This window comes from Achromobacter sp. 1011811831 (genome assembly GCF_059760905.1).
In genome coordinates this window covers 1-18,568 of the sequence record NZ_JCBANG010000111.1, presented here as the reverse complement: position 1 = coordinate 18,568, position 18,568 = coordinate 1, and the positions used below count along the sequence as shown (strand labels likewise).

The 18,568-nt window shown below is 66.3% G+C and carries 14 protein-coding genes and 1 tRNA gene; 5 read left to right on the top strand and 10 right to left on the bottom strand.

Going from position 1 to position 18,568, the window contains the following annotated elements:
- Positions 1–25: 25 nt before the first annotated feature.
- A complete protein-coding gene (locus AC6LJ9_RS27395) occupies positions 26–253 on the bottom strand; it encodes a hypothetical protein (RefSeq protein WP_249205354.1) in 228 nt (75 codons plus the stop codon).
- A gap of 561 nt (positions 254–814) precedes the next feature.
- Here AC6LJ9_RS27395 and AC6LJ9_RS27390 point away from each other — a divergent pair.
- The 4 genes from AC6LJ9_RS27390 (at position 815) to AC6LJ9_RS27375 (ending at position 6,531) form a co-directional block, all read left to right on the top strand.
- On the top strand, positions 815–2,023 hold the full coding sequence (locus AC6LJ9_RS27390; protein WP_212320831.1) for a DesA family fatty acid desaturase: 1,209 nt from the start codon (positions 815–817) through the stop codon (positions 2,021–2,023).
- On the top strand, positions 2,020–4,311 hold the full coding sequence (locus AC6LJ9_RS27385) for a UvrD-helicase domain-containing protein (RefSeq protein WP_498149991.1): 2,292 nt from the start codon (positions 2,020–2,022) through the stop codon (positions 4,309–4,311). Before AC6LJ9_RS27390 ends, AC6LJ9_RS27385 begins: the two co-directional genes overlap by 4 nt.
- A gap of 5 nt (positions 4,312–4,316) precedes the next feature.
- Complete coding sequence (locus tag AC6LJ9_RS27380; protein ID WP_212320827.1) at positions 4,317–4,622, top strand: chorismate mutase; 306 nt, start codon at positions 4,317–4,319, stop codon at positions 4,620–4,622.
- Positions 4,623–5,040: 418 nt separating this feature from the next.
- Positions 5,041–6,531: a YadA family autotransporter adhesin gene (locus AC6LJ9_RS27375; protein ID WP_498149990.1), complete on the top strand. Its 1,491-nt coding sequence runs from the start codon at positions 5,041–5,043 to the stop codon at positions 6,529–6,531.
- A gap of 114 nt (positions 6,532–6,645) precedes the next feature.
- Here AC6LJ9_RS27375 and AC6LJ9_RS27370 read toward each other — a convergent pair whose 3' ends face one another.
- The 9 genes from AC6LJ9_RS27370 to dapC all read right to left on the bottom strand — a co-directional run bounded on the left by AC6LJ9_RS27370 (position 6,646) and on the right by dapC (position 18,368).
- Positions 6,646–7,698 (bottom strand): serine hydrolase domain-containing protein, encoded by a 1,053-nt coding sequence (locus AC6LJ9_RS27370; protein WP_498149989.1) that lies wholly within the window; start codon positions 7,696–7,698, stop codon positions 6,646–6,648.
- A complete protein-coding gene (locus tag AC6LJ9_RS27365; protein ID WP_498149988.1) occupies positions 7,698–10,211 on the bottom strand; it encodes a TonB-dependent siderophore receptor in 2,514 nt (837 codons plus the stop codon). The genes AC6LJ9_RS27370 and AC6LJ9_RS27365 overlap by 1 nt, the downstream gene beginning before the upstream one ends.
- Before the next feature lie 136 nt (positions 10,212–10,347).
- Positions 10,348–11,469 (bottom strand): FecR family protein, encoded by a 1,122-nt coding sequence (locus AC6LJ9_RS27360; RefSeq protein ID WP_498149987.1) that lies wholly within the window; start codon positions 11,467–11,469, stop codon positions 10,348–10,350.
- Between the two features lie 47 nt (positions 11,470–11,516).
- On the bottom strand, positions 11,517–12,044 hold the full coding sequence (locus AC6LJ9_RS27355; protein ID WP_498149986.1) for an RNA polymerase sigma factor: 528 nt from the start codon (positions 12,042–12,044) through the stop codon (positions 11,517–11,519).
- A gap of 206 nt (positions 12,045–12,250) precedes the next feature.
- Complete coding sequence (locus AC6LJ9_RS27350; RefSeq protein WP_498149985.1) at positions 12,251–14,182, bottom strand: ABC-F family ATP-binding cassette domain-containing protein; 1,932 nt, start codon at positions 14,180–14,182, stop codon at positions 12,251–12,253.
- Positions 14,179–15,075, bottom strand: coding sequence for a 50S ribosomal protein L3 N(5)-glutamine methyltransferase (prmB, locus tag AC6LJ9_RS27345; RefSeq protein ID WP_498149984.1), 897 nt, complete (start codon positions 15,073–15,075; stop codon positions 14,179–14,181). The genes AC6LJ9_RS27350 and prmB overlap by 4 nt, the downstream gene beginning before the upstream one ends.
- A gap of 91 nt (positions 15,076–15,166) precedes the next feature.
- Positions 15,167–16,321 (bottom strand): succinyl-diaminopimelate desuccinylase, encoded by a 1,155-nt coding sequence (dapE, locus tag AC6LJ9_RS27340; RefSeq protein ID WP_498149983.1) that lies wholly within the window; start codon positions 16,319–16,321, stop codon positions 15,167–15,169.
- Positions 16,321–17,142 (bottom strand): 2,3,4,5-tetrahydropyridine-2,6-dicarboxylate N-succinyltransferase, encoded by an 822-nt coding sequence (gene dapD / locus AC6LJ9_RS27335; RefSeq protein ID WP_212312547.1) that lies wholly within the window; start codon positions 17,140–17,142, stop codon positions 16,321–16,323. The genes dapE and dapD overlap by 1 nt, the downstream gene beginning before the upstream one ends.
- Before the next feature lie 29 nt (positions 17,143–17,171).
- Positions 17,172–18,368: a succinyldiaminopimelate transaminase gene (gene dapC / locus AC6LJ9_RS27330; protein WP_212312548.1), complete on the bottom strand. Its 1,197-nt coding sequence runs from the start codon at positions 18,366–18,368 to the stop codon at positions 17,172–17,174.
- A 45-nt stretch (positions 18,369–18,413) separates the two neighbouring features.
- Between dapC and AC6LJ9_RS27325 the strand changes: the two genes are divergently transcribed.
- Positions 18,414–18,500 (top strand) — tRNA-Leu (locus AC6LJ9_RS27325).
- Positions 18,501–18,568: the final 68 nt, after the last annotated feature.

Genomic DNA, 18,568 nt, shown 5'->3' with positions numbered 1-18,568 from the left:
GCTTTCCGCCGGGGCGCTGTTTTTGTCAGGGCGCCGGCGCGACGTTCACCGTGGCGCTGTAGCGACGGATGCCCAGCGTCTTGTTCTGGTATTTCACTTCCCAGGCCAGGGTGTCCGCGCCGGGCTGGCTGGTCTGGTAGACCACCTGGGCGATTGGCACGGCCTTGTAGGCGCAGCGACCCGAGTCGCTCGACTGGCCCTGGGTATGGGCCACGTTGGCCGAGCCCAGGTGCGGCGGCAGGGTGATCGTCACCTTTGGCGCCCGCAATGCCAGGCAATCCGACCCTCTTATTTCGTAGTAAGAAGCCAACACAGCCACGTCTCCCACTTTCAATGACTGGGCGCAGGCGCCGCCGGCATAAGCCAGGGTCGCGGCGGCCAGCAGGGGAATAAAACGGGGACGTATAATTGAAACAGGCATTGGAACTCGCTCGAAGTCGAGGACTGAGGGCAGGGGCGAAGTTTGCCCTCAGTCCGTGGCCGTATCAAGACGGACGCACCTGACTGGAACTTTAACGGCCCGTTCCGGCCAAAACCTGACGTCCGCGCCCATTTCCTTGAACCAGGCGCTGCGGGCCGCGCCATTCGGCGCAGGCCATGCAGGCGGGGACGTATCGCGACGCGCCTGAAATGTTTTTGCGGAAAATCGGGTTCATTGGCGGCTTGCCTACGGGTTTTTCAGCTGGTTTCCTGCCAGCCAAACGGGGCTTAGTCCTTGATTTCTCTCAATAACTATTTTGAAACTCCCTTGTCATAAGCTGGCAAAGGTAAGCTAAACTCCAGGCACTCTTTACGCGAGGCTCACAAAAGCTTTATGGATTACATCCTTTCCTTCATTGCTGGCGGTCTGACCCAAGCCACCTGGTGGCAGGTCGTGGTTTTCACGCTGGTGGTGACGCACATCACGATCGTCTCGGTCACCGTCTTCCTCCATCGCAGCCAGGCGCACCGCGGTCTGGACCTGCATCCCGCCGTCATGCACTTCTTCCGCTTCTGGCTCTGGATGACGACGGGCATGGTCACCAAGGAATGGGTCGCCATTCACCGCAAGCACCACGCCAAGTGCGAAAAGGAAGGCGATCCCCATTCGCCCATCCTGTTCGGCATCTGGAAGGTGCTGTTCCGTGGCGCCGAGCTCTACCGCGAAGAATCCAACAACAAGGAAACCATGGCCAAGTTCGGCCACGGCACGCCTGACGACTGGCTTGAGCGCAAGGTCTACAGCAAGCACAGCCTGTGGGGCGTGCTGACCATGCTCGCCATCGACGTGGCCCTGTTCGGCGCCATCGGCCTGACCGTCTGGGCCGTGCAGATGGCCTGGATCCCGTTCTGGGCCGCCGGCGTGGTCAACGGCATCGGCCACTACTGGGGCTACCGCAACTACAACAGCCCGGACACCAGCACCAACGTGTTCCCCTGGGGCATCGTGATCGGCGGCGAAGAACTGCACAACAACCACCACGCCCACGGCACGTCGGCCAAGTTCTCGGCCAAGTGGTACGAATTCGACATCGGCTGGTGCTACATCAACATCCTGAAGTTCCTGGGTCTGGCCAAGATCAAGAAGGTCGCGCCCAAGCTCAAGCTGGATGATTCGCGCACCGGCATCGACCTGCGCACGCTGCAGGGCGTGATCACGCACCGCTACGAAGTCATGGCCCGCTACGCCGACATCATCAAGAGCGCCGCCCGCGAAGAGCTGGCCAAGATGAAGGCCTCGCGCCAGGAAGGCAACGCCGAATGCGGCTGGAGCCAGCTGCACAAGGTGCGCCGCGCCATCCACCGCAACGAGGACATCCTCCAGCCTGAGCAGCTGCAGGCCGTCGACCAGGCCATCGCCCAGAACAAGTCGCTGTCCACGCTGGTGCAGATGCGCCGTGAGCTCGGCCGCATCTGGGAAAGCTCCAGCGCCAGCAGCGAACAGCTGCTCCATGACCTGCAGGCCTGGTGCCAGCGCGCCCAGCAAAGCGGCATCGCCGGGCTCGAGCAATTCGCTCAACGTCTGCGCCGCTACGCGGCATGATGCTAGAGAAGCTCAACCCCGAACAACGCGCCGCAGTAACGTTAGAACCGCAGCACGCCCTGGTCCTGGCCGGGGCGGGCAGCGGCAAGACCCGGGTGCTCACCACCCGCATGGCCTGGCTGATTCAAACCGGCCAGGCTTCGCCTTTTGGGCTGCTGGCCGTCACGTTCACCAACAAGGCCGCCCGCGAGATGCTGGCGCGGATGTCGGCCATCCTGCCGATCGATACGCGCGGTCTCTGGATCGGCACCTTCCACGGGCTGTGCAACCGCATGCTGCGGGCGCATCACCGCGATGCCGGCCTGCCGCAAAGCTTCCAGATCCTCGACGTCACCGACCAGCTCGCCGCCATCAAGCGGCTGATGAAGGCCAATGGCGTCGACGACGAGAAGTATCCGCCGCGCGATGTGCAGCGCTTCATCAACGGCGCCAAGGAAGAAGGGCTGCGCCCGGACGGCGTCGAAGCCTATGACAGCCATCGTCGCCGCCTGATCGAGATCTACCAGCTGTATGAGGCCCAGTGCCAGCGCGAGGGCGTGGTCGACTTCGCCGAGCTGCTGCTGCGCGCCTACGAGCTGCTGTCGCGCAACGCGCCGGTGCGAGAGCACTACCAGCGGCGTTTCCGCCACATCCTGGTCGACGAGTTCCAGGACACCAACACGCTGCAGTACAAGTGGCTGCGTTTGCTGGCCGGCGGCGGCGCGGCGATCTTCGCCGTGGGCGACGACGACCAGTCCATCTACGCGTTCCGGGGCGCCAACGTCGGCAACATGGCCGACTTCGAGCGCGATTACGCGCATGGCACGGTGATCCGGCTGGAGCAGAACTATCGTTCCTATGGCCACATCCTGGATTCGGCCAACGCGCTGATCGGCCACAACAGCGGCCGCCTGGGCAAGAACCTCTGGACCGAGCAGGGCGAAGGCGAGCCCGTGCGCGTCATCGAGCAGCCGTCGGACGGCATGGAAGCCCAGTGGGTGGTGGACGAGATCCGTTCGCTGATCCACGAAGGCAGCCTGCGCCGCGAGATCGCCGTGCTCTACCGCAGCAACGCGCAGTCGCGCGTGCTGGAACACGCCATCTTTTCCGCCGGCATTCCCTACAAGGTCTATGGCGGCCTGCGCTTTTTCGAGCGCCAGGAAATCAAGCACGCGCTGGCCTATCTGCGCCTGATGGCCAACCCGCAGGACGACACGTCGTTGATGCGGGTGGTGAACTTCCCCACGCGCGGCATCGGCGCGCGCACGCTGGAAACGCTGGCCGACGCAGCCCGCACCCATGACATCAGCCTGTATTCGGCGGTGGCCATGGTGGGCGGCAAGGGCGGTTCCAACCTGGTGCAGTTCGCCCAGCTCATCAATCGCCTGATCGAGGAAACGCGCGACCTGCCGCTGCCCGAGATGGTCGAGCACATGCTCGAGGCCAGCGGCCTGAACGCCCATTACAAGGCCGAGCGCGAAGGCGCCGAGCGCCTGGAAAACCTGAACGAACTGATCACCGCCGCGGCCGTGTTCGCGTCCGAGGAAAACTACGACGGCATGCCCGCCGGCGTGGTGCCCCAGACCGACGCGTCCTCGACGCTGATGCCGGGCGTGGTCGACGCGCCCATCGTGGCGCCGGACGGCATGACGCCGCTGGCGGCCTTCCTGTCGCACGCGGCGCTGGAAGCCGGCGACAACCAGGCGCAGCAGGGCCAGGACGCGGTCCAGCTCATGACGGTGCATGCCGCCAAGGGCCTGGAGTTTGACGCGGTCTTCATCACCGGCCTGGAAGAGGGCCTGTTCCCGCACGAGAACAGCATCCTCGAACAATCCGGGCTGGAAGAGGAACGGCGCCTGATGTACGTGGCGATCACGCGCGCGCGCCAGCGCCTGTACATCACGCTGGCGCAGAGCCGCATGCTGCACGGACAGACGCGCTACGCCATGCGCTCGCGTTTCCTGGAAGAAATCCCCGAGAAGCACCTGAAGTGGCTGACGCCCAAGGCCGGCCTGGCCCAGGCGGGCGCCTCGCAGGCGCCCTGGGGCGGCAGCCGCACCGACGCGTTCGGACGCAAGCCCACCAACACGATTGCGCCGCGTCAACCGCGCGGCGTCGCCACCGGAGTCACCGTGGGCGACAAGCAGTATCGTGTAGGCCAGGGCGTGCATCACGCGCGTTTCGGCGACGGCACCATCATCGGTCTGAGCGGGTCGGGGCAGGACGCCCAGGCCGAGATCCAGTTCCGCGACGTGGGCGCCAAGACGCTGGCGCTGGGCATCGCCAAACTCGACATAGTCCAGGGTTGAACGACATGGCTGACCACGATTCCCCCAAGGCCGAACTGGCATCGCTGCGCGCCGAGGTCGACGAGATCGACCAGCAGATCATGCTGCTGCTCGGCGTGCGCTTTCGCTGCACTGACATGATCGGCGAGCTCAAGCAGAACCACGGCATGGATCTGGTGGATCCCAAGCGCGAGGCCCAGCAGGTCGCGCGCATCCGCCGCCTGGCCGAAGAGGCCGGCGTGCCGGCCGCATTGGCCGAAACCATCCTGCGCGAGGTGATCGACACCGTGATCGACCACCACAGCCGTCTGCGCGACCGTCCCTACTCCTGATTCCGCCTTTGCCTGCCGGTCCGGCTGTCATCAGCCGGCCGACAGCGCGTCTTTTTTCCCATTCCCTCGTGAACGCCGGCAAGGCGTCGATGTCGTGCGCGCCCACGTCCGTTGGGCTGCCGCGCAACGCCTTTCACTGCAATCACATGTTTGAGAAGTTTCTGATATTAGTTTCATGTGGTCATAAGTAGATTGATGGCGCATCAACTCGGCGTACAGATCACCCGTACAGACCGGTTGTGCTTTCGCCCTTTTCGTCGATGTCAACACATGGCAGAAGCGGGATGGGTTCTGCTTTTTCCTCCATTATGTTGGCGTGAATACAAAAATGTCATTCTCTTGCAAGACCCAAGATCAAAGCCAGGCACATGAGTTGTGGACCCCTGTTTCGGATGCTGCTCAATCGGGCGCATGTGCGGTGGCGCTGACGAACCCGCGTCGGCTGCTGCCCGGCAAGGCCGTCGGCATGGTGGCGCTGGCTGCCTTGAGCATGGGGAGCGGTCAAACACTTGCGCAGACCTACGTTGAGCAATCTATCTTTGATACCACGGTGTCCGGCATACAAACGTCAATCAACGGAAATACCAATGCCATCAACAGCACCAACAGCAATCTGACGACCACCAATAACAATCTGGCCGCGACCAATACCAAATTGCAGACGGTGCGCGATACCGGAGAACTCGGCCTGGGCGCCAAGACGAACGCGGGTGGCGGTTCGATCGGCAACGACACCAGTTCGGAGGATGGCGGTGCTGTAGGTAAGACCGCCAAGACCGGGGCCGGCGGCTCGGTTGGCACAGACACCCGCTCGGACGACGGCGGTGCCGTGGGCAAGACGGCTCAGACAGGTTCGGGCGGCTCGATCGGCAGCGACACTCGCTCGGTTGACGGCGGTGCCGTGGGCAAGACCGCCCAGACGGGTTCGGGCGGCTCGATCGGCAGCGACACCCGCTCGGACGACGGCGGTGCCGTGGGCAAGACCGCCCAGACGGGTTCGGGCGGCTCGATCGGCAGCGATACCCGCTCGGTCGACGGCGGTGCCGTGGGCAAGACCGCCCAGACGGGTTCGGGCGGTTCGATCGGCAGCGATACCCGCTCGGTTGACGGCGGTGCCGTGGGCAAGACCGCCCAGACGGGTTCGGGCGGTTCGATCGGCAGCGACACCCGCTCGGTTGACGGCGGCGCCGTGGGTAAGACGGCTCAGACGGGGTCGGGCGGCTCGATCGGCAGCGAGGCCTTTTCGATCGATGGCGGTGCCATCGGGTTGCAGGCGCAGACGGCGTCCGGCGGTTCGGTAGGCACCGGGGCGCGTTCGGACACGGGCGGCGCGACGGGCCGGTCGGCGGTCACGCAATCTGGCGGCGCCGTGGGTCAGGCCGCCCGTTCCACGACCGGTTTTGCCGGCGGCAATGGTGCGGTGACACTGGACGGCGTGGCACTGGGCAGCGGCGCCAGCGCGGCGCCGGCGAAATCGGTCGCAATCGGCTCGGGCAGCCAGGCATTGGCCGAGAATTCCGTGGCGATTGGCACGGACTCGGTGGCGACCGATCCGGGCACGGTCTCGTTCGGCTCGGATGGCAATCCGCGTCGGCTGACCAATGTGCTGGACGGCATCAAGCGCACCGACGTTGCCACGGTCGGGCAGGTGGAGGACATGCGTCGGCGTCTGCAACGAGACCTGCGCGGCGCGACTTCGCTGTCGCTGGCCGTGGCCGGGCTGCCGCAGGCCTATCTGCCGGGACGCAGCATGGTGTCTGTCGCTACCGGTTCCTACGGAGGCCAGGCGGGCTTTGCGGTGGGCATGTCCATGGTCAGCCCGGGCGGAAAGTGGACCTACAAGGGCGCCGTGGCCGGCGATAGCCGTGGCGGCGTGGGCGGCAACGTCGGCGTGGGCTACGAGTGGTAAATCTGTGAGCGGTACTTGAATGACGGTCCGCGCCGGTATGCAGTCTGCCGGCGCGGACCGGCGCAAGCATGCAGGCCCCCGCCATGGACGCGATCCGGGCGGGGGCATGCTGTTTTATGGCGAACCGGACAGCAGTCGCAAGGCGCGCCGCTTCGGTTCGGCATCGCTGTGGTTGCACAGCACGGCGGCGCCTCGTCCGGAAGCCGGTGCGTAGGCCCAGTATGACGCGTAGCCCGCCCAGCCGCCGCCATGCGAAATCACGACTTCGCCCTGGATCAGGGTGTATTCCCAGCCATTGACGTAGACATCACGGTCTTTCGCCAATGCGTTGCGGTCGACCTGCTGCAAGCCCAGCATGCTGCGCACGCCTCGGGCGGATTGGCCGTTGGCGCGCGGCAGCGGTGTATCACGGTGCACATGTCCAAGCCACCGGCCCATGTCGGCCGCCGTTGTATAGACCTGCCCATCCCCCGTCTGTTCCCAGCGTGACTCGTCGAGTTGCCAGCCTTGTGCGTTGCGTGTCCAGCCGCGCGCCAGCCCGTCCAGGCGGGTCGGGTAATGGTCCACGATATGGGTGGCGCGCAGGCCCAGCGGCTCGAAGATGCGCTGGGCGGAAAAGTCCGCGAGGCTCTGGCCGCTGACGTGCCGTACCACCTCGGCCAGCAGGAAGTAACCGGTATTGCTGTACTCAAAGCGGCTGCCGGGCGCGAAGCGCAGTTTCGACATGCGTGCGAGCAGGTCCAGCGTTTCTTCACGCGTGACCCGCCCGGACATTCGTCCCGCGCGTTCCAGCGGGGTGATGTAGTCGGGCAGCCCGCTGCGATGCGTCAGAATCTGCCGCAGGGTGGGCGTGCGCAGTTCCCCATTGAGTTCAGGCAGGTGGATGCCGACCTCATCCTCCAGGGTCAGTTTTCCCTCTTCGGCCAGCAGCAGGACGGCCAGTGCGGTGAACTGCTTGGATACCGACGCGATGTTGAATCGGGTATCGGCATCAATGCGCCGTCCGGTGGTCAGATCGGCCACCCCGTAAGCGTCCAGGGTCGTTGTGTTGGCGCCATCGGTGGCGACCCAGGCGCAGCCGGGCGTCAGCGTTTCCGACGGCTGCGCGGACAGGGCCACCGAAGATGCCGACAGGGTCAGCGCCGCCAGCAAGGCGCGGCCGCGCATCACCAGCGCCCCGTGAACGTCAGGCTGATCTGGCGTCCCAGCCCCCAGTTGCAAGTCCAGAGCGATCCGCATGTGGAGACGTAGCGCTTATTGGTCAGGTTGCTGAGGTTCAGCGCCAGTTCGCTATCGCGCAGCGAGGGCCACAGATTACCGAGCAGCAGGGATGCGCGGGCGTCCAGCACGGTATGCGCGGGGATGGTCAAACCCGCGTAGCCCCCCCCGGCCATGCCGATATCGCCGTTGTGCGTCTTGCCCACGTAGCGCACGCCAGCGCCCAGCACCGCACCTTGCAGGGCATGCTGGCCCGTCAGGGTGTAGTCCATCCACAGGGCGGCCTGCTGGCGCGGCACGAACAGCAGCGGCTTGCCTAATTCTTCGGGGATCTCGGTGCGCGTGACCTTGGTGTCCAGAAAGGTGTAAGAGCCGATGATCGACCAGTTTCTGGACAGTCTGCCGTTCAATTCGAATTCCAGGCCGCGTGAGCGGACTTCGCCGGTCTGCACCTGGTCCGGAAATCCGTGGACGGGGTCATCGGTCAGCCGGTTCGTTTGACGGATGTCGAACAGCGCAACGGCCAGCATCCAGTCCTGCCGTGGCTGCACCTTGATCCCCAGCTCAAGCTGACGTGCGCGCATGGGCTTGAAGGCCGTGCCTGTGGCAGTCACGCCGGCGACCGGCTCGAATGAGGTGCCGTAGCTCACATGGGGCGCCCATCCGTCCGCTTCATACAGCATGCCGAGGCGGCCGCTGGCGGCGCTGTCGCGCTGGCCCAAATCCGCAGTTTCGTCGCGCCGCGTACTGGCGCCATCGATTCGGGATCGGTCGTGACGCAACCCGGCGATCAGGTGCAGTCTGTCCCAGCGCAGGGCATCTTGCAGGTACAGCCCCATCGTCGTTTGTCCGCTGCGGATGCGCGACAGCGGGGTGAACGGGCTTATCGCCATGCCGTACTGCGGATCATAGACGTCGAGCACGCCGTCACTGTCATCCGGGCCGACGGCAGCAATGTCCCGGCGTGCGGAGAAGCGGTCCCTATAGTAGTCAAGTCCCACCGTGATCGTGTGCTGGACAGGTCCGGTGGCGGTGCGCAAGTCCAGGCGGGTATCGCTGGCGTAGGCGTTGGAGGTGCCGCGTCCGTGGTTGGCGTAGCGCTTGATGCTGCGCCAGTCCCAGGCGCCTTCGGCCGGATCGGGTTCGGCGTACATATCGCTCTGGACCATTTTCAGATTCGTTTTGATGCGTTGCACACGGCTTTCATGATGCAGCGTCAGACTGTCAGTCAAGTCATACTTCAGCGAGATGCCGCCCATGTTCTGGTCGCGGTCGAAGCGGTCAAAGCCAGGTTCGCCGATGTTGCGTCCGGTTGCCAGCGCACCGTTCGGATTCGCGTACAGCGTGCCATAAGCGGGCAGCCACTGGGAGTCATTGCCGCCCCGGTCGCGTTGCAGCGCCGCCCAGAATTGCACCTCGCCCCGCCGGGCCAAGTCGATTTTCACAGAGGGCGCAAACAGTTGACGCTTGCGTTCGACAAAGTCCACCTGGCTGTCGCTGGTGCTGTCCAATGCCAGCAGCCGCCAGGCGAGCTGCTGCTCTTCGGTCTTGCCGTGCAGATCGACGCCGGCGCGGCGCTGGTTGTGGCTGCCGGCCGTGAGTTCGACGCTCTGGGTCGTCAGGTCCATGTCCGCGCGCTTGCTGGACAGGGCGATCAGTCCGCCCGGCACCATGGCACCATACAGTGAGGACGCAGGCCCTTTGAGTACCTCAATGCGGTTGAGCATGTAGGGATCGATCTGCGGCCGGGTCCAGTTGTTGCCGGCGCCGGACCCGCCGTCCAGTTTCAGACCATTGAGCCAACTGACCGACCCCGAGTTAAAGCCCCGGAAGGCCAGTGTGTCAAAGCGCGAGTCAACGCCTTCGTACTCGGCGGAGATTCCCGAGGTGTATCGCAGGGCTTCGGAGACGCTGCGCGTGGCCTGGGCCTCGATTTGATGCTGGGTCACGACGGAGACCGACCCGGGCGTTGTGAACAGGGCCTGGTCTGTCTTGGTGGCCGCTGCGCTGCGAAGCGCCGAGTAGCCGTTGGCGGGGCCGGTCGCGTTTTCGCGCAGGCCGGTGACCGTCACCTTGGGCAGTTCAGTCGCGTCGGATGACGAGCTGGCAACACGCGTGACCAGCACCTTGGCGCCGTCGATTGAGGCCGTCAGGCCGGATCCGCGCAACAGGCGGTCCAGCGCCTGTGCGACGGTCAATTGCCCGGAGACGGCCGGCGCCGACTTGTCGGCCACGTCGGAGGCCGCGAAGGTCAGTTGCAGGTTGGCCTGGCGGGCCAGTTCGTTCAGCGCCTGTCCGAGCGGCTGTGCTGCAAGGTGGACGCTGACGGGAGCCGCCGTGGCGGCGGTTTCGGGTTGGGCAAGGACGGCCGGCGGGTGGCCGGCCGAGAAGGCCGCCGCGAGGGCGGTAGCCAGGATCAGAAGCGTGGAGTGAGGGCGCTTGGGCGGCTGCGGTTGATGCATGGAGGAAGGGGCCTTGATTCGGGAATCGAGTTCGGGCCGTCCGCGATCAGAACGGCCCACTGCTACCGATGTAGACGCACCAGCCCGCCCAATCCTCAGGTATGCCGGATGAAACGGCGCAAAATGTTGGGGCTGCCTACCGCGCCACGATTTCCGTGATGTTGCCCCGCCGTACCAGCCGGATGGGAAGCACCTGGGGCAGGGTTTCCGTGAAATGCCGCCATTGCCGCACACCGTAACTGCCGCCGACTCGCATGGCCGCCACGGCGGGGTCGCGCACGATCAGGCCAGTATTGCCATAGCGCTCAAATTCGGCAATCGCCGCACTCAACGGGGTCTGGTCGAAGTTGACGCGGCCGTCGCGCCAGGGGGCGATGGCCGATGTGGGAATGGGACTTACCGCGCTGAGGCGGCCGGCCTGGTCGGCCACTGCCATTTGTCCGGCAGTCAGTTCAAGCGGCGCCGCCGGGGAAGCTTCGTCGCGGTTTGCCTGATCGGCAGGCGCGACGCGCACATGGCCTTCTTCCACGGCGATGACCGTCTGGCCCGCATCCAGGCCGGAGGTCGTCTGCCTGACGGAAAAACGCGTGCCTACGACCGTGATACGCAGCGCGCCCGCCCGGACGTGGAAGGGACGTGTCGCGTCTGGCGCGACGGTGAACATGGCCTGGCCGTTGTGCAGCCGTACCTCGCGCCGGTCTGAATACAAGCGGGCATCCATCCGGGTTGCCGTATCCAACTGCAGGTGGCTGCCCTGATCGCCGGCATCGGGCAGGGTTATGGTCTGCTGCTGGCCCGGCCCGGTGGCAAAGGACTGGTCGAACAGAGGCTGTTGCCCCCGGTACTGCCAACTCGCCCAGCCGACGATCACGAAGGCGAGCGCTGCGGCCATTGTGCGCGCAAGATGGCCGCGCCGGTGCGTGCGCTGCCGGACGGACGCGGGGTTTGATGGTGCCGTGGCCGGTGACGGGTCGTGCGTATCGCGTGGGTCGGTGCCAAGCGCCGTCGTGTCCGTATCAGGCAGCCGTTTTATGTTCGCGTAGGCTGAGTCCATTTCGTCGAGGGCGGCGGCGTGGCGCGGGTCGGCGTCCAGCCAGGCCTGCAGCGCAGCTTGGCCATGGGCATCCAAACCGCCACGCCGGCGCACCATCCACATGGCCGCTTCGATATCGAGCGGGTCCTGCGTGCGTGCGAAGGCGTCGAACTCGCGTTCCTGTTCAGCGTCGTCGGGCAGGGGGGCGGGCGAGGCGGCGTTCATGGGCAGGGGGGCGGACGGCATGTGAGGCGGTGTTGGCCGGGACAGGATCAGCGCCTGGCCGTCGGCGGCGTCTGGCGATGGTCCGCGTGCTGCAGCCCGCGTGCGCATTGCCGGCAGGCCACCATGCCACGCACGATGTGCTTTTCCACCATGCTGACCGAGATGCCCATGCGTTGGGCGATCTGTGCCTGGCCGAGCTCGTCGAAGACATAGAGCACGAAGGCTTCGCGGCAACGTGCCGGCAGGCTTTCGATGGTATTGACGTAGGCGCGGACTACTTGCAGAGCGGCAAGCGCTTCCTCGGGCTGCAGGTGCGTCGGCGCGGCCGGATGCTGATGTTCGGCCAGGGCGTCCAGGTTGTCATGCCGACGCACTTTGGCGCGGCGATGCCAGTCGATGATCAGGTTGCGCGCCGTGCGATAGAGCAGGGCGCGCAGGTCCAGCACGGTTTGGCCGGAGGATTGGGCGCTCAGGACGCGCAGGCAGCTTTCCTGGGTCAGATCCGCCGCCGTATCGCGGTCGCTGACCTGGCGGGTCAGAAAATTCAGCAGCTCGCGGTGATAGCGCTCGAGCACGGTAGTACCAGTGGTGTGGGGGGAGTATCGCGGTTAATAAAAATTGAAAAGATAATAGTAGTATCAATGAGAATTGTTTTTATATGAAATTCTGAATTCAGGCAACTTCCGCCGCCTTTCTGGCTGTCGTGAGCGCCACAGTCGGGAGCGCCCTGCGCCCTGCGCGCGGCGACGTCGGGGACGTGCACCGCTTGTTGCGCGTGGCATCAGGCTTCGGCTTGCCCGATTTCCTCCAGCGAGCCCTGCAGCTCCAGCCACTGCTCTTCCAGCTCGTCCATGCGCTTGCCGTGTTCGCCATGCTCGGCCATGACCTTCTGGCGTTCGGCGCGGCGTTCGTCGGAGTACAGGTCCGGATCGGCGATGGTCGCGTCCAGCGCCTGCAGCTTGGCGCGCAGCTTTTCCATCTCGGTCTCGACCTTGGCGAGTCTGGCTTCCAGCGGCTTGCGCAGGGCGGCAAGGCGTTGGCGCTGTTCGGCCTCGGCGCGGCGCTGGGCCTTGCGGTCGACGACGGGTTCTGCGCCTTCCGCGCTTTCACGCGCCTCGGCCCGTTCGCCCGCATTGCGCGCGGCCAACCAGTCGCGGTAGTCCTCCAGGTCGCCGTCGAACTCGCGCACGGCGCCGTCGGCCACGATCCAGAAGCTGTCCACCGTGGTGCGCAGCAGGTGCCGATCGTGCGAGACCAGCAGCATGCTGCCGCCGAACTCGGCCAGCGCGGCGGCCAGGGCCTCGCGGGTTTCCACGTCCAGGTGGTTGCTGGGTTCGTCCAGCAGCAGCAGGTTGGGCTTTTGCCAGACGATGAGCGACAGCGCCAGCCGCGCCTTTTCGCCGCCGGACATGGGGCCGACCTTGCCGTTGACGGTGTCGCCGGAGAAGCCGAAGCCGCCCAGGTAGTTGCGCAGTTCCTGTTCGCGCGCCTCGGGCGCCAGTCGCGCCAGGTGCGCCAGCGGCGTGCTGTCCACGTCCAGCATGTCGAGCTGGTGCTGGTGGAAGTAGCCGATGGCCAGCCCGCGCGAGGCGCGGCGCTCGCCGGCCTGCACCGGCAGCTCTTCGGCCAGGGTCTTGATCAGCGTGCTCTTGCCCGCGCCGTTGGCGCCCAGCACGCCGACGCGGCTGCCGGCGCGCACCATCAGCGTCACGTCGCGCAGGATGGGCACGGTGTTGCCGGCCGCGTCGGTGTAGCCGGCGGACAGGTGTTCCAGCGTCAGCAGCGGATCCGGCACCTGGTCGGGCGAGGGAATGCGGATATCGATGCCGGCCTCGGCCTGCAGCGGCGCCAGCACCTGCATGCGCGCCAGGGCCTTGACCCGGCTCTGCGCCTGCTTGGCCTTGGATGCCTTGGCCTTGAACCGGTCGATGAAGCCCTGCAGGCGGGCGGCCTCGCGCTGCTGCCGTTCGTAGGCGATGTTGCCCAGGCGCAGGCGCTCGGCGCGCTGCGTCAGGTAGTCGTTGTAGCCGCCGCGGTAGCGCACCAGCTTGGCGTGGTCGAAATGCAGGATGGATTTCGCCACCGCGTCCAGGAACTCGGTGTCGTGGGAGATCAGCATCACCGTGCCGGGATAGGCCGCCAGCCATTTCTCCAGCCACAGCATGGCGTCCAGGTCCAGGTGGTTGGTGGGTTCGTCCAGCAGCAGCAGCTCGGACGGCGCCATCAGCGCGCGCGCCAGCGCCAGGCGCATGCGCCAGCCGCCGGAGAAGCTCTCTACAGGCTGCATCCATTCCTGCGGCTTGAAACCCAGGCCGGCCAGCAGCTGCTCGGCGCGCGAGGCCGCGCTCCAGGCGCCGGCTTCCACCAGCGCTGCCTCGGTCTCGGCGATCTGCGTGCCCTGGTCGTCGCCCAGCGTGGCGCGGCGCGCTTGCAGTTCGCGCAGATGGGTGTCGCCGTCGATGACGAACTCGCGGGCGGGACGTTCGTCGGCGTGAAGTTCCTGTTCGACGCTGGCGATGCGCCAGCCGGCCGGCAGGCTCAGGTCGCCGGCGTCCTGGTCGATCTCGCCGGTCAGAAGCGCGAACAGCGTCGACTTGCCGGCGCCGTTCTTGCCGACGATGCCCACGCGTTCGCCGGGGTGTACAACAAATTCAGCGCCGTCCAGCAGCACCTTGGTGCCGCGGCGCACGGTCAATCCTTGGGCGCGTATCACGTTTTCAGTTGTTCTCGGGTCAATAGCAGAAGCTGGTCACTGGCTTCCTCGGTGTCCAGCCACACGGGCGACAGCTCGGGGAAGGCGGCTTCGAAGAAGTCGCGCTCGTGGCCGATTTCCAGCACCAGCACGCCCTCGTCGTTCAGATAGCGCGGCGCGGCTTCCAGGATGCGGCGCACCAGGTCCATGCCGTCGGCGCCGCCAGCCAGGGCCAGTTGCGGTTCGTGCAGGTATTCCTGCGGCAGCGCGTCCATCGAGCCGCTGTTCACATAGGGCGGGTTGCACAGGATCACGTCGTAGCGGCGCGCGGGCAGCGCGTCGAACAGGTTGCTCTGGTGCAGTTCCAGCCGGTCGGCCAGGCCGTAGTCGTCGACGTTGCGGCGGGCCACGTCCAGCGCGTCCGGCGACACGTCAACGGCGTCCACCTGCGCATTCGGGAAGGCCAGCGCGCCCAGGATGGCCAGGCAGCCCGAGCCGGTGCACATGTCCAGCACGTGCTCGACGGCGTAGGGATCCTGCACCCAGGGCGTCAGGCCCTGGTCCAGCAGTTCGGCGATGGGCGAGCGCGGCACGATGACGCGCGCGTCCACGTAGAAGCGGTGGCCGCGCAGCCAGGCTTCGTTGGTCAGATAGGCGGCCGGCACGCGCTCGGTCACGCGGCGGTCGATCAGGTCCAGCACGCGCTCGCGTTCTTCGGCCAGCACGCGGGCGTCCAGGAAGGGATCGAGCGTGTCCAGCGGCAGGTGCAGCGCGTGCAGCGTCAGGTACACCGCCTCGTCCCAGGCATTGTCGCTGCCGTGGCCCAGCGCCACCTGGGCGGCGTTCAGGCGCGATACGCCGTAGCGGATCAGGTCGCGCAGGGTTTGCAGTTCGTGGCGGGTGGCAGGATTCATGTGTGGTCTGATTCGTGAAGCCGCCCCCGTCCGGCCCGGCTGGCCTTCATGGGGGCGGTGGTCCCGCGCTGCGGGCGCGGGGTGTGGCTCGTCAGGGCTGGACGGGCAGCAGGTTTTCCAGCGTGCGCCGGTAGATGTTCTTGAGCGGATCGAGCGAGGCAATCTCGATGCGCTCATTCACCTTGTGGATGGTGGCGTTGCAGGGGCCGAACTCGATGACCTGCGGGCAGATCTTGGCGATGAAGCGGCCGTCCGACGTGCCGCCGGTGGTCGACAGCTCGGTGGTGACGCCGGTCTCGGCCAGGATGGCCGAGGACAGCGCCTCGCTGAGCGAACCGCGCGGGGTCAGGAAGGGCTCGCCGCCCAGCTCCCAGTCCAGCTCGTATTCCAGGCCATGGCGGTCCAGCACCTCATGCACGCGCGCCTTCAGCCCTTCGGGCGTGCTGGCGGTCGCGAAGCGGAAGTTGAACAGCGCCACGGCCTCGCCCGGCACCACGTTGGTGGCGCCGGTGCCCGAGTTCAGGTTCGACACCTGGAACGTGGTGGGCGGGAAGTACTCGTTGCCCTGGTCCCATTCGATGGCCACGATCTCGGCCAGTGCCGGCGCCAGCTGGTGCACCGGGTTGCGCGCCAGGTGGGGGTAGGCCACGTGGCCCTGCACGCCCTTGATCGTCAGCGTGCCCGACAGCGAGCCGCGGCGGCCGTTCTTGCAGATGTCGCCCAGCGTGTCGCCCGAGGTAGGCTCGCCGACGATGCAGAAGTCCATCTGTTCGCCGCGCGCCTTCAGCGCGTCGCAGACGATGGCGGTGCCGTCGATCGACGGGCCTTCCTCGTCGGACGTGATCAGCAGCGCGATCGAGCCGCCGTGCTGAGGATGGGCCGCCACGAATTCCTCGGCCGCCACCACGAAGGCGGCGATCGAACTCTTCATGTCGGCCGCGCCGCGGCCGTACAGGAAACCGTCGCGCTCGGTCGGCGTGAACGGGTCGCTCTGCCATTTCTCGCGCGGGCCCGGCGGCACCACGTCCGTGTGGCCGGCGAACACCGCCAGCGGGGCGGCGCTTCCGCGCCGCGCCCACAGGTTGGTGACGCCGCCCTGGGCGATGGTCTCGCAGCGGAAACCGATGCGTTCCAGGCGCGCGGCCAGCGTCGCCTGGCAGTCCTCGTCGGCCGGGGTGACCGACGGGCGGGCGATCAGGTCCTTGACCAGGTCCAGGACGGCCGATGATCCGGAAGACGTGCTCATCAAGCCCTCAGCAGGTCGTTGATGCTGGTCTTGGCGCGCGTTTGCGCGTCGACGCGCTTGACGATCACGGCGCAGGCCAGGCTGTGCGAACCGTCGGCCGAGGGCAGCGAGCCCGGCACCACGACCGAGCCCGAGGGCACGCGGCCGTAGGTGATCTTGCCGGTGGCGCGGTCATAGATCTTGGTGCTTTGCGACAGGAACACGCCCATGGCCAGCACGGAGTTCTCTTCGACCACCACGCCTTCCACCACTTCGGAACGGGCGCCGATGAAGCAGTTGTCCTCGATGATGGTGGGGTTGGCCTGCAGCGGCTCCAGCACGCCGCCGATGCCGACGCCGCCGGACAGGTGGACGTTCTTGCCGATCTGGGCGCACGAGCCGACCGTGGCCCAGGTGTCGACCATGGTGCCTTCATCGACGTAGGCGCCGATGTTGACGTAGGAGGGCATCAGCACCACGTTGCGGGCGATGTAGGCGCCGCGGCGGGCCACGGCCGGCGGCACCACGCGGTAGCCGCCTTGCTTGAAGGCGTTGTCGCCGTACTCGGAGAACTTGAGCGGCACCTTGTCGTAGAACTGCAGCGGGGCCTGGCCCATGATGGCGTTCTCGCTCAGGCGGAACGACAGCAGCACGGCCTTTTTGATCCATTGATGCACGACCCAGTCGTCATTGATCTTTTCGGCCACGCGCAGGCGGCCCAGGTCCAGACCGTCGATGGTGTGCTCGACCGCTTCGCGCACTTCGGCGCTGGCGTCGGCGGGCGACAGGTTGGTCCGGTCTTCCCAGGCCTTTTCGATGGTGGTTTGCAGGTCGAGAGTCATAACGGCTCAGCTTTTCAAAGAGGGGTTGGTCAAACGGAAGTCTTGATGAAATGCGCGATGCGCTCGGCGGCCTGGACGCACTCGGCCAGCGGTGCCACCAGCGCCAGGCGCACCCGGTTCTCGCCGGGATTGACGCCGTGCGCGTCGCGCGCCAGGAAGCTGCCGGGCAGCACCGTCACGCCGGTGCGGCCGTAGAGGTCGCGCACGAAGGCGGTGTCGGGGCCGGACGTGCCGGCCCACAGGTAGAACGAGGCTTGCGGGCGGTCCACGTTGAGGACGTTGCGCAGGATGGGCAGCACCGCGTCGAATTTCTCGCGGTACATGCGCCGGTTTTCCTTCACGTGTTCTTCGTCGGTCCAGGCGGCGATGCTGCCGGCCGTGACGATGGGGCTCATGGCGCTGCCATGATACGTGCGGTACAGCAGGAAGCGGCCGATCAGCGCCGCGTCCCCGGCCACGAAGCCCGAGCGCAGGCCGGGCACGTTGGAGCGCTTGGACAGGCTGGAGAACGCCACCAGGTTGCGGTAGTCGTCGCGGCCCAGGCGGCGCGCCGCCTGCAGACCGCCCAGCGGCGGATTGCCTTCGTCCAGGTAGATCTCGGAATAGCATTCGTCGGAGGCGATGACGAAACCGTGGCGGTCGGACAGCTGGAACAGCGTCTTCCACTCTTCCAGCGACATCACGTTGCCGGCCGGGTTGCCCGGCGAGCACACGAACACCAGCCGCGTCTTGCGCCAGATGTCTTCCGGCACCTGGTTCCAGTCGCAGCCGAAATTGCGCGCCGCGTCGGCATTGACGTAATAGGGCGTGCCGCCGGCCAGCAGCGTCGCGCCCTCGTAGATCTGGTAGAACGGGTTGGGGCAGACCACCACCGAGCCGGCCGACGGATCGATCACCGTCTGGGTGAAGGCGAACAGCGCCTCGCGCGAGCCCAGCGCCGGCAGCACCTGGGTTTCCGCGTCGGGCGCGGGAATGCTGTAGCGGCGCGCCAGCCACTCGGAGATCGCCCGGCGCAGCGCCGGATCGCCCTTGGTGGACGGATAGACCGACAGCCCCGCCATGCCGTCCCGGATGGCCTGCGCGACGCGCTCCGGCGCGGCGTGCTTGGGTTCGCCGATCGACAGATTGATGGGGGCAAGCCCGTCCGGCGGCGTGCCGGCCGAGGCCAGCAAGGCCCGCAATTTCTCGAACGGGTAGGGGTGTAGGGCATCTAGGCGCGGGTTCATGCGCACGATTTTAACAAGCAAGCTACAATAGCGGGCTTGGCTAAAGCGAAGGTGGCGAAATTGGTAGACGCACCAGGTTTAGGTCCTGACGCCGTAACAGGTGTAGGGGTTCGAGTCCCCTCCTTCGCACCAACCCTATTCGGACACTGATTTGGCGTTGCGTCAACAATGTCCTACAGCCCCGCGGCACGCAAGTGCCG

What these genes read in the sequence shown, in the direction of transcription:
- AC6LJ9_RS27365 (WP_498149988.1), bottom strand. Translation starts at nt 10,211, where the DNA reads ATGCATCAACCGCAGCCGCCCAAGCGCCCTCACTCCACGCTTCTGATC.
- AC6LJ9_RS27390 (WP_212320831.1), top strand. Translation starts at nt 815, where the DNA reads ATGGATTACATCCTTTCCTTCATTGCTGGCGGTCTGACCCAAGCCACC.
- AC6LJ9_RS27360 (WP_498149987.1), bottom strand. Translation starts at nt 11,469, where the DNA reads ATGAACGCCGCCTCGCCCGCCCCCCTGCCCGACGACGCTGAACAGGAA.
- dapD (WP_212312547.1), bottom strand. Translation starts at nt 17,142, where the DNA reads ATGACTCTCGACCTGCAAACCACCATCGAAAAGGCCTGGGAAGACCGG.
- AC6LJ9_RS27380 (WP_212320827.1), top strand. Translation starts at nt 4,317, where the DNA reads ATGGCTGACCACGATTCCCCCAAGGCCGAACTGGCATCGCTGCGCGCC.
- AC6LJ9_RS27370 (WP_498149989.1), bottom strand. Translation starts at nt 7,698, where the DNA reads ATGCGCGGCCGCGCCTTGCTGGCGGCGCTGACCCTGTCGGCATCTTCG.
- AC6LJ9_RS27385 (WP_498149991.1), top strand. Translation starts at nt 2,020, where the DNA reads ATGATGCTAGAGAAGCTCAACCCCGAACAACGCGCCGCAGTAACGTTA.
- dapE (WP_498149983.1), bottom strand. Translation starts at nt 16,321, where the DNA reads ATGAGCACGTCTTCCGGATCATCGGCCGTCCTGGACCTGGTCAAGGAC.
- prmB (WP_498149984.1), bottom strand. Translation starts at nt 15,075, where the DNA reads ATGAATCCTGCCACCCGCCACGAACTGCAAACCCTGCGCGACCTGATC.
- dapC (WP_212312548.1), bottom strand. Translation starts at nt 18,368, where the DNA reads ATGAACCCGCGCCTAGATGCCCTACACCCCTACCCGTTCGAGAAATTG.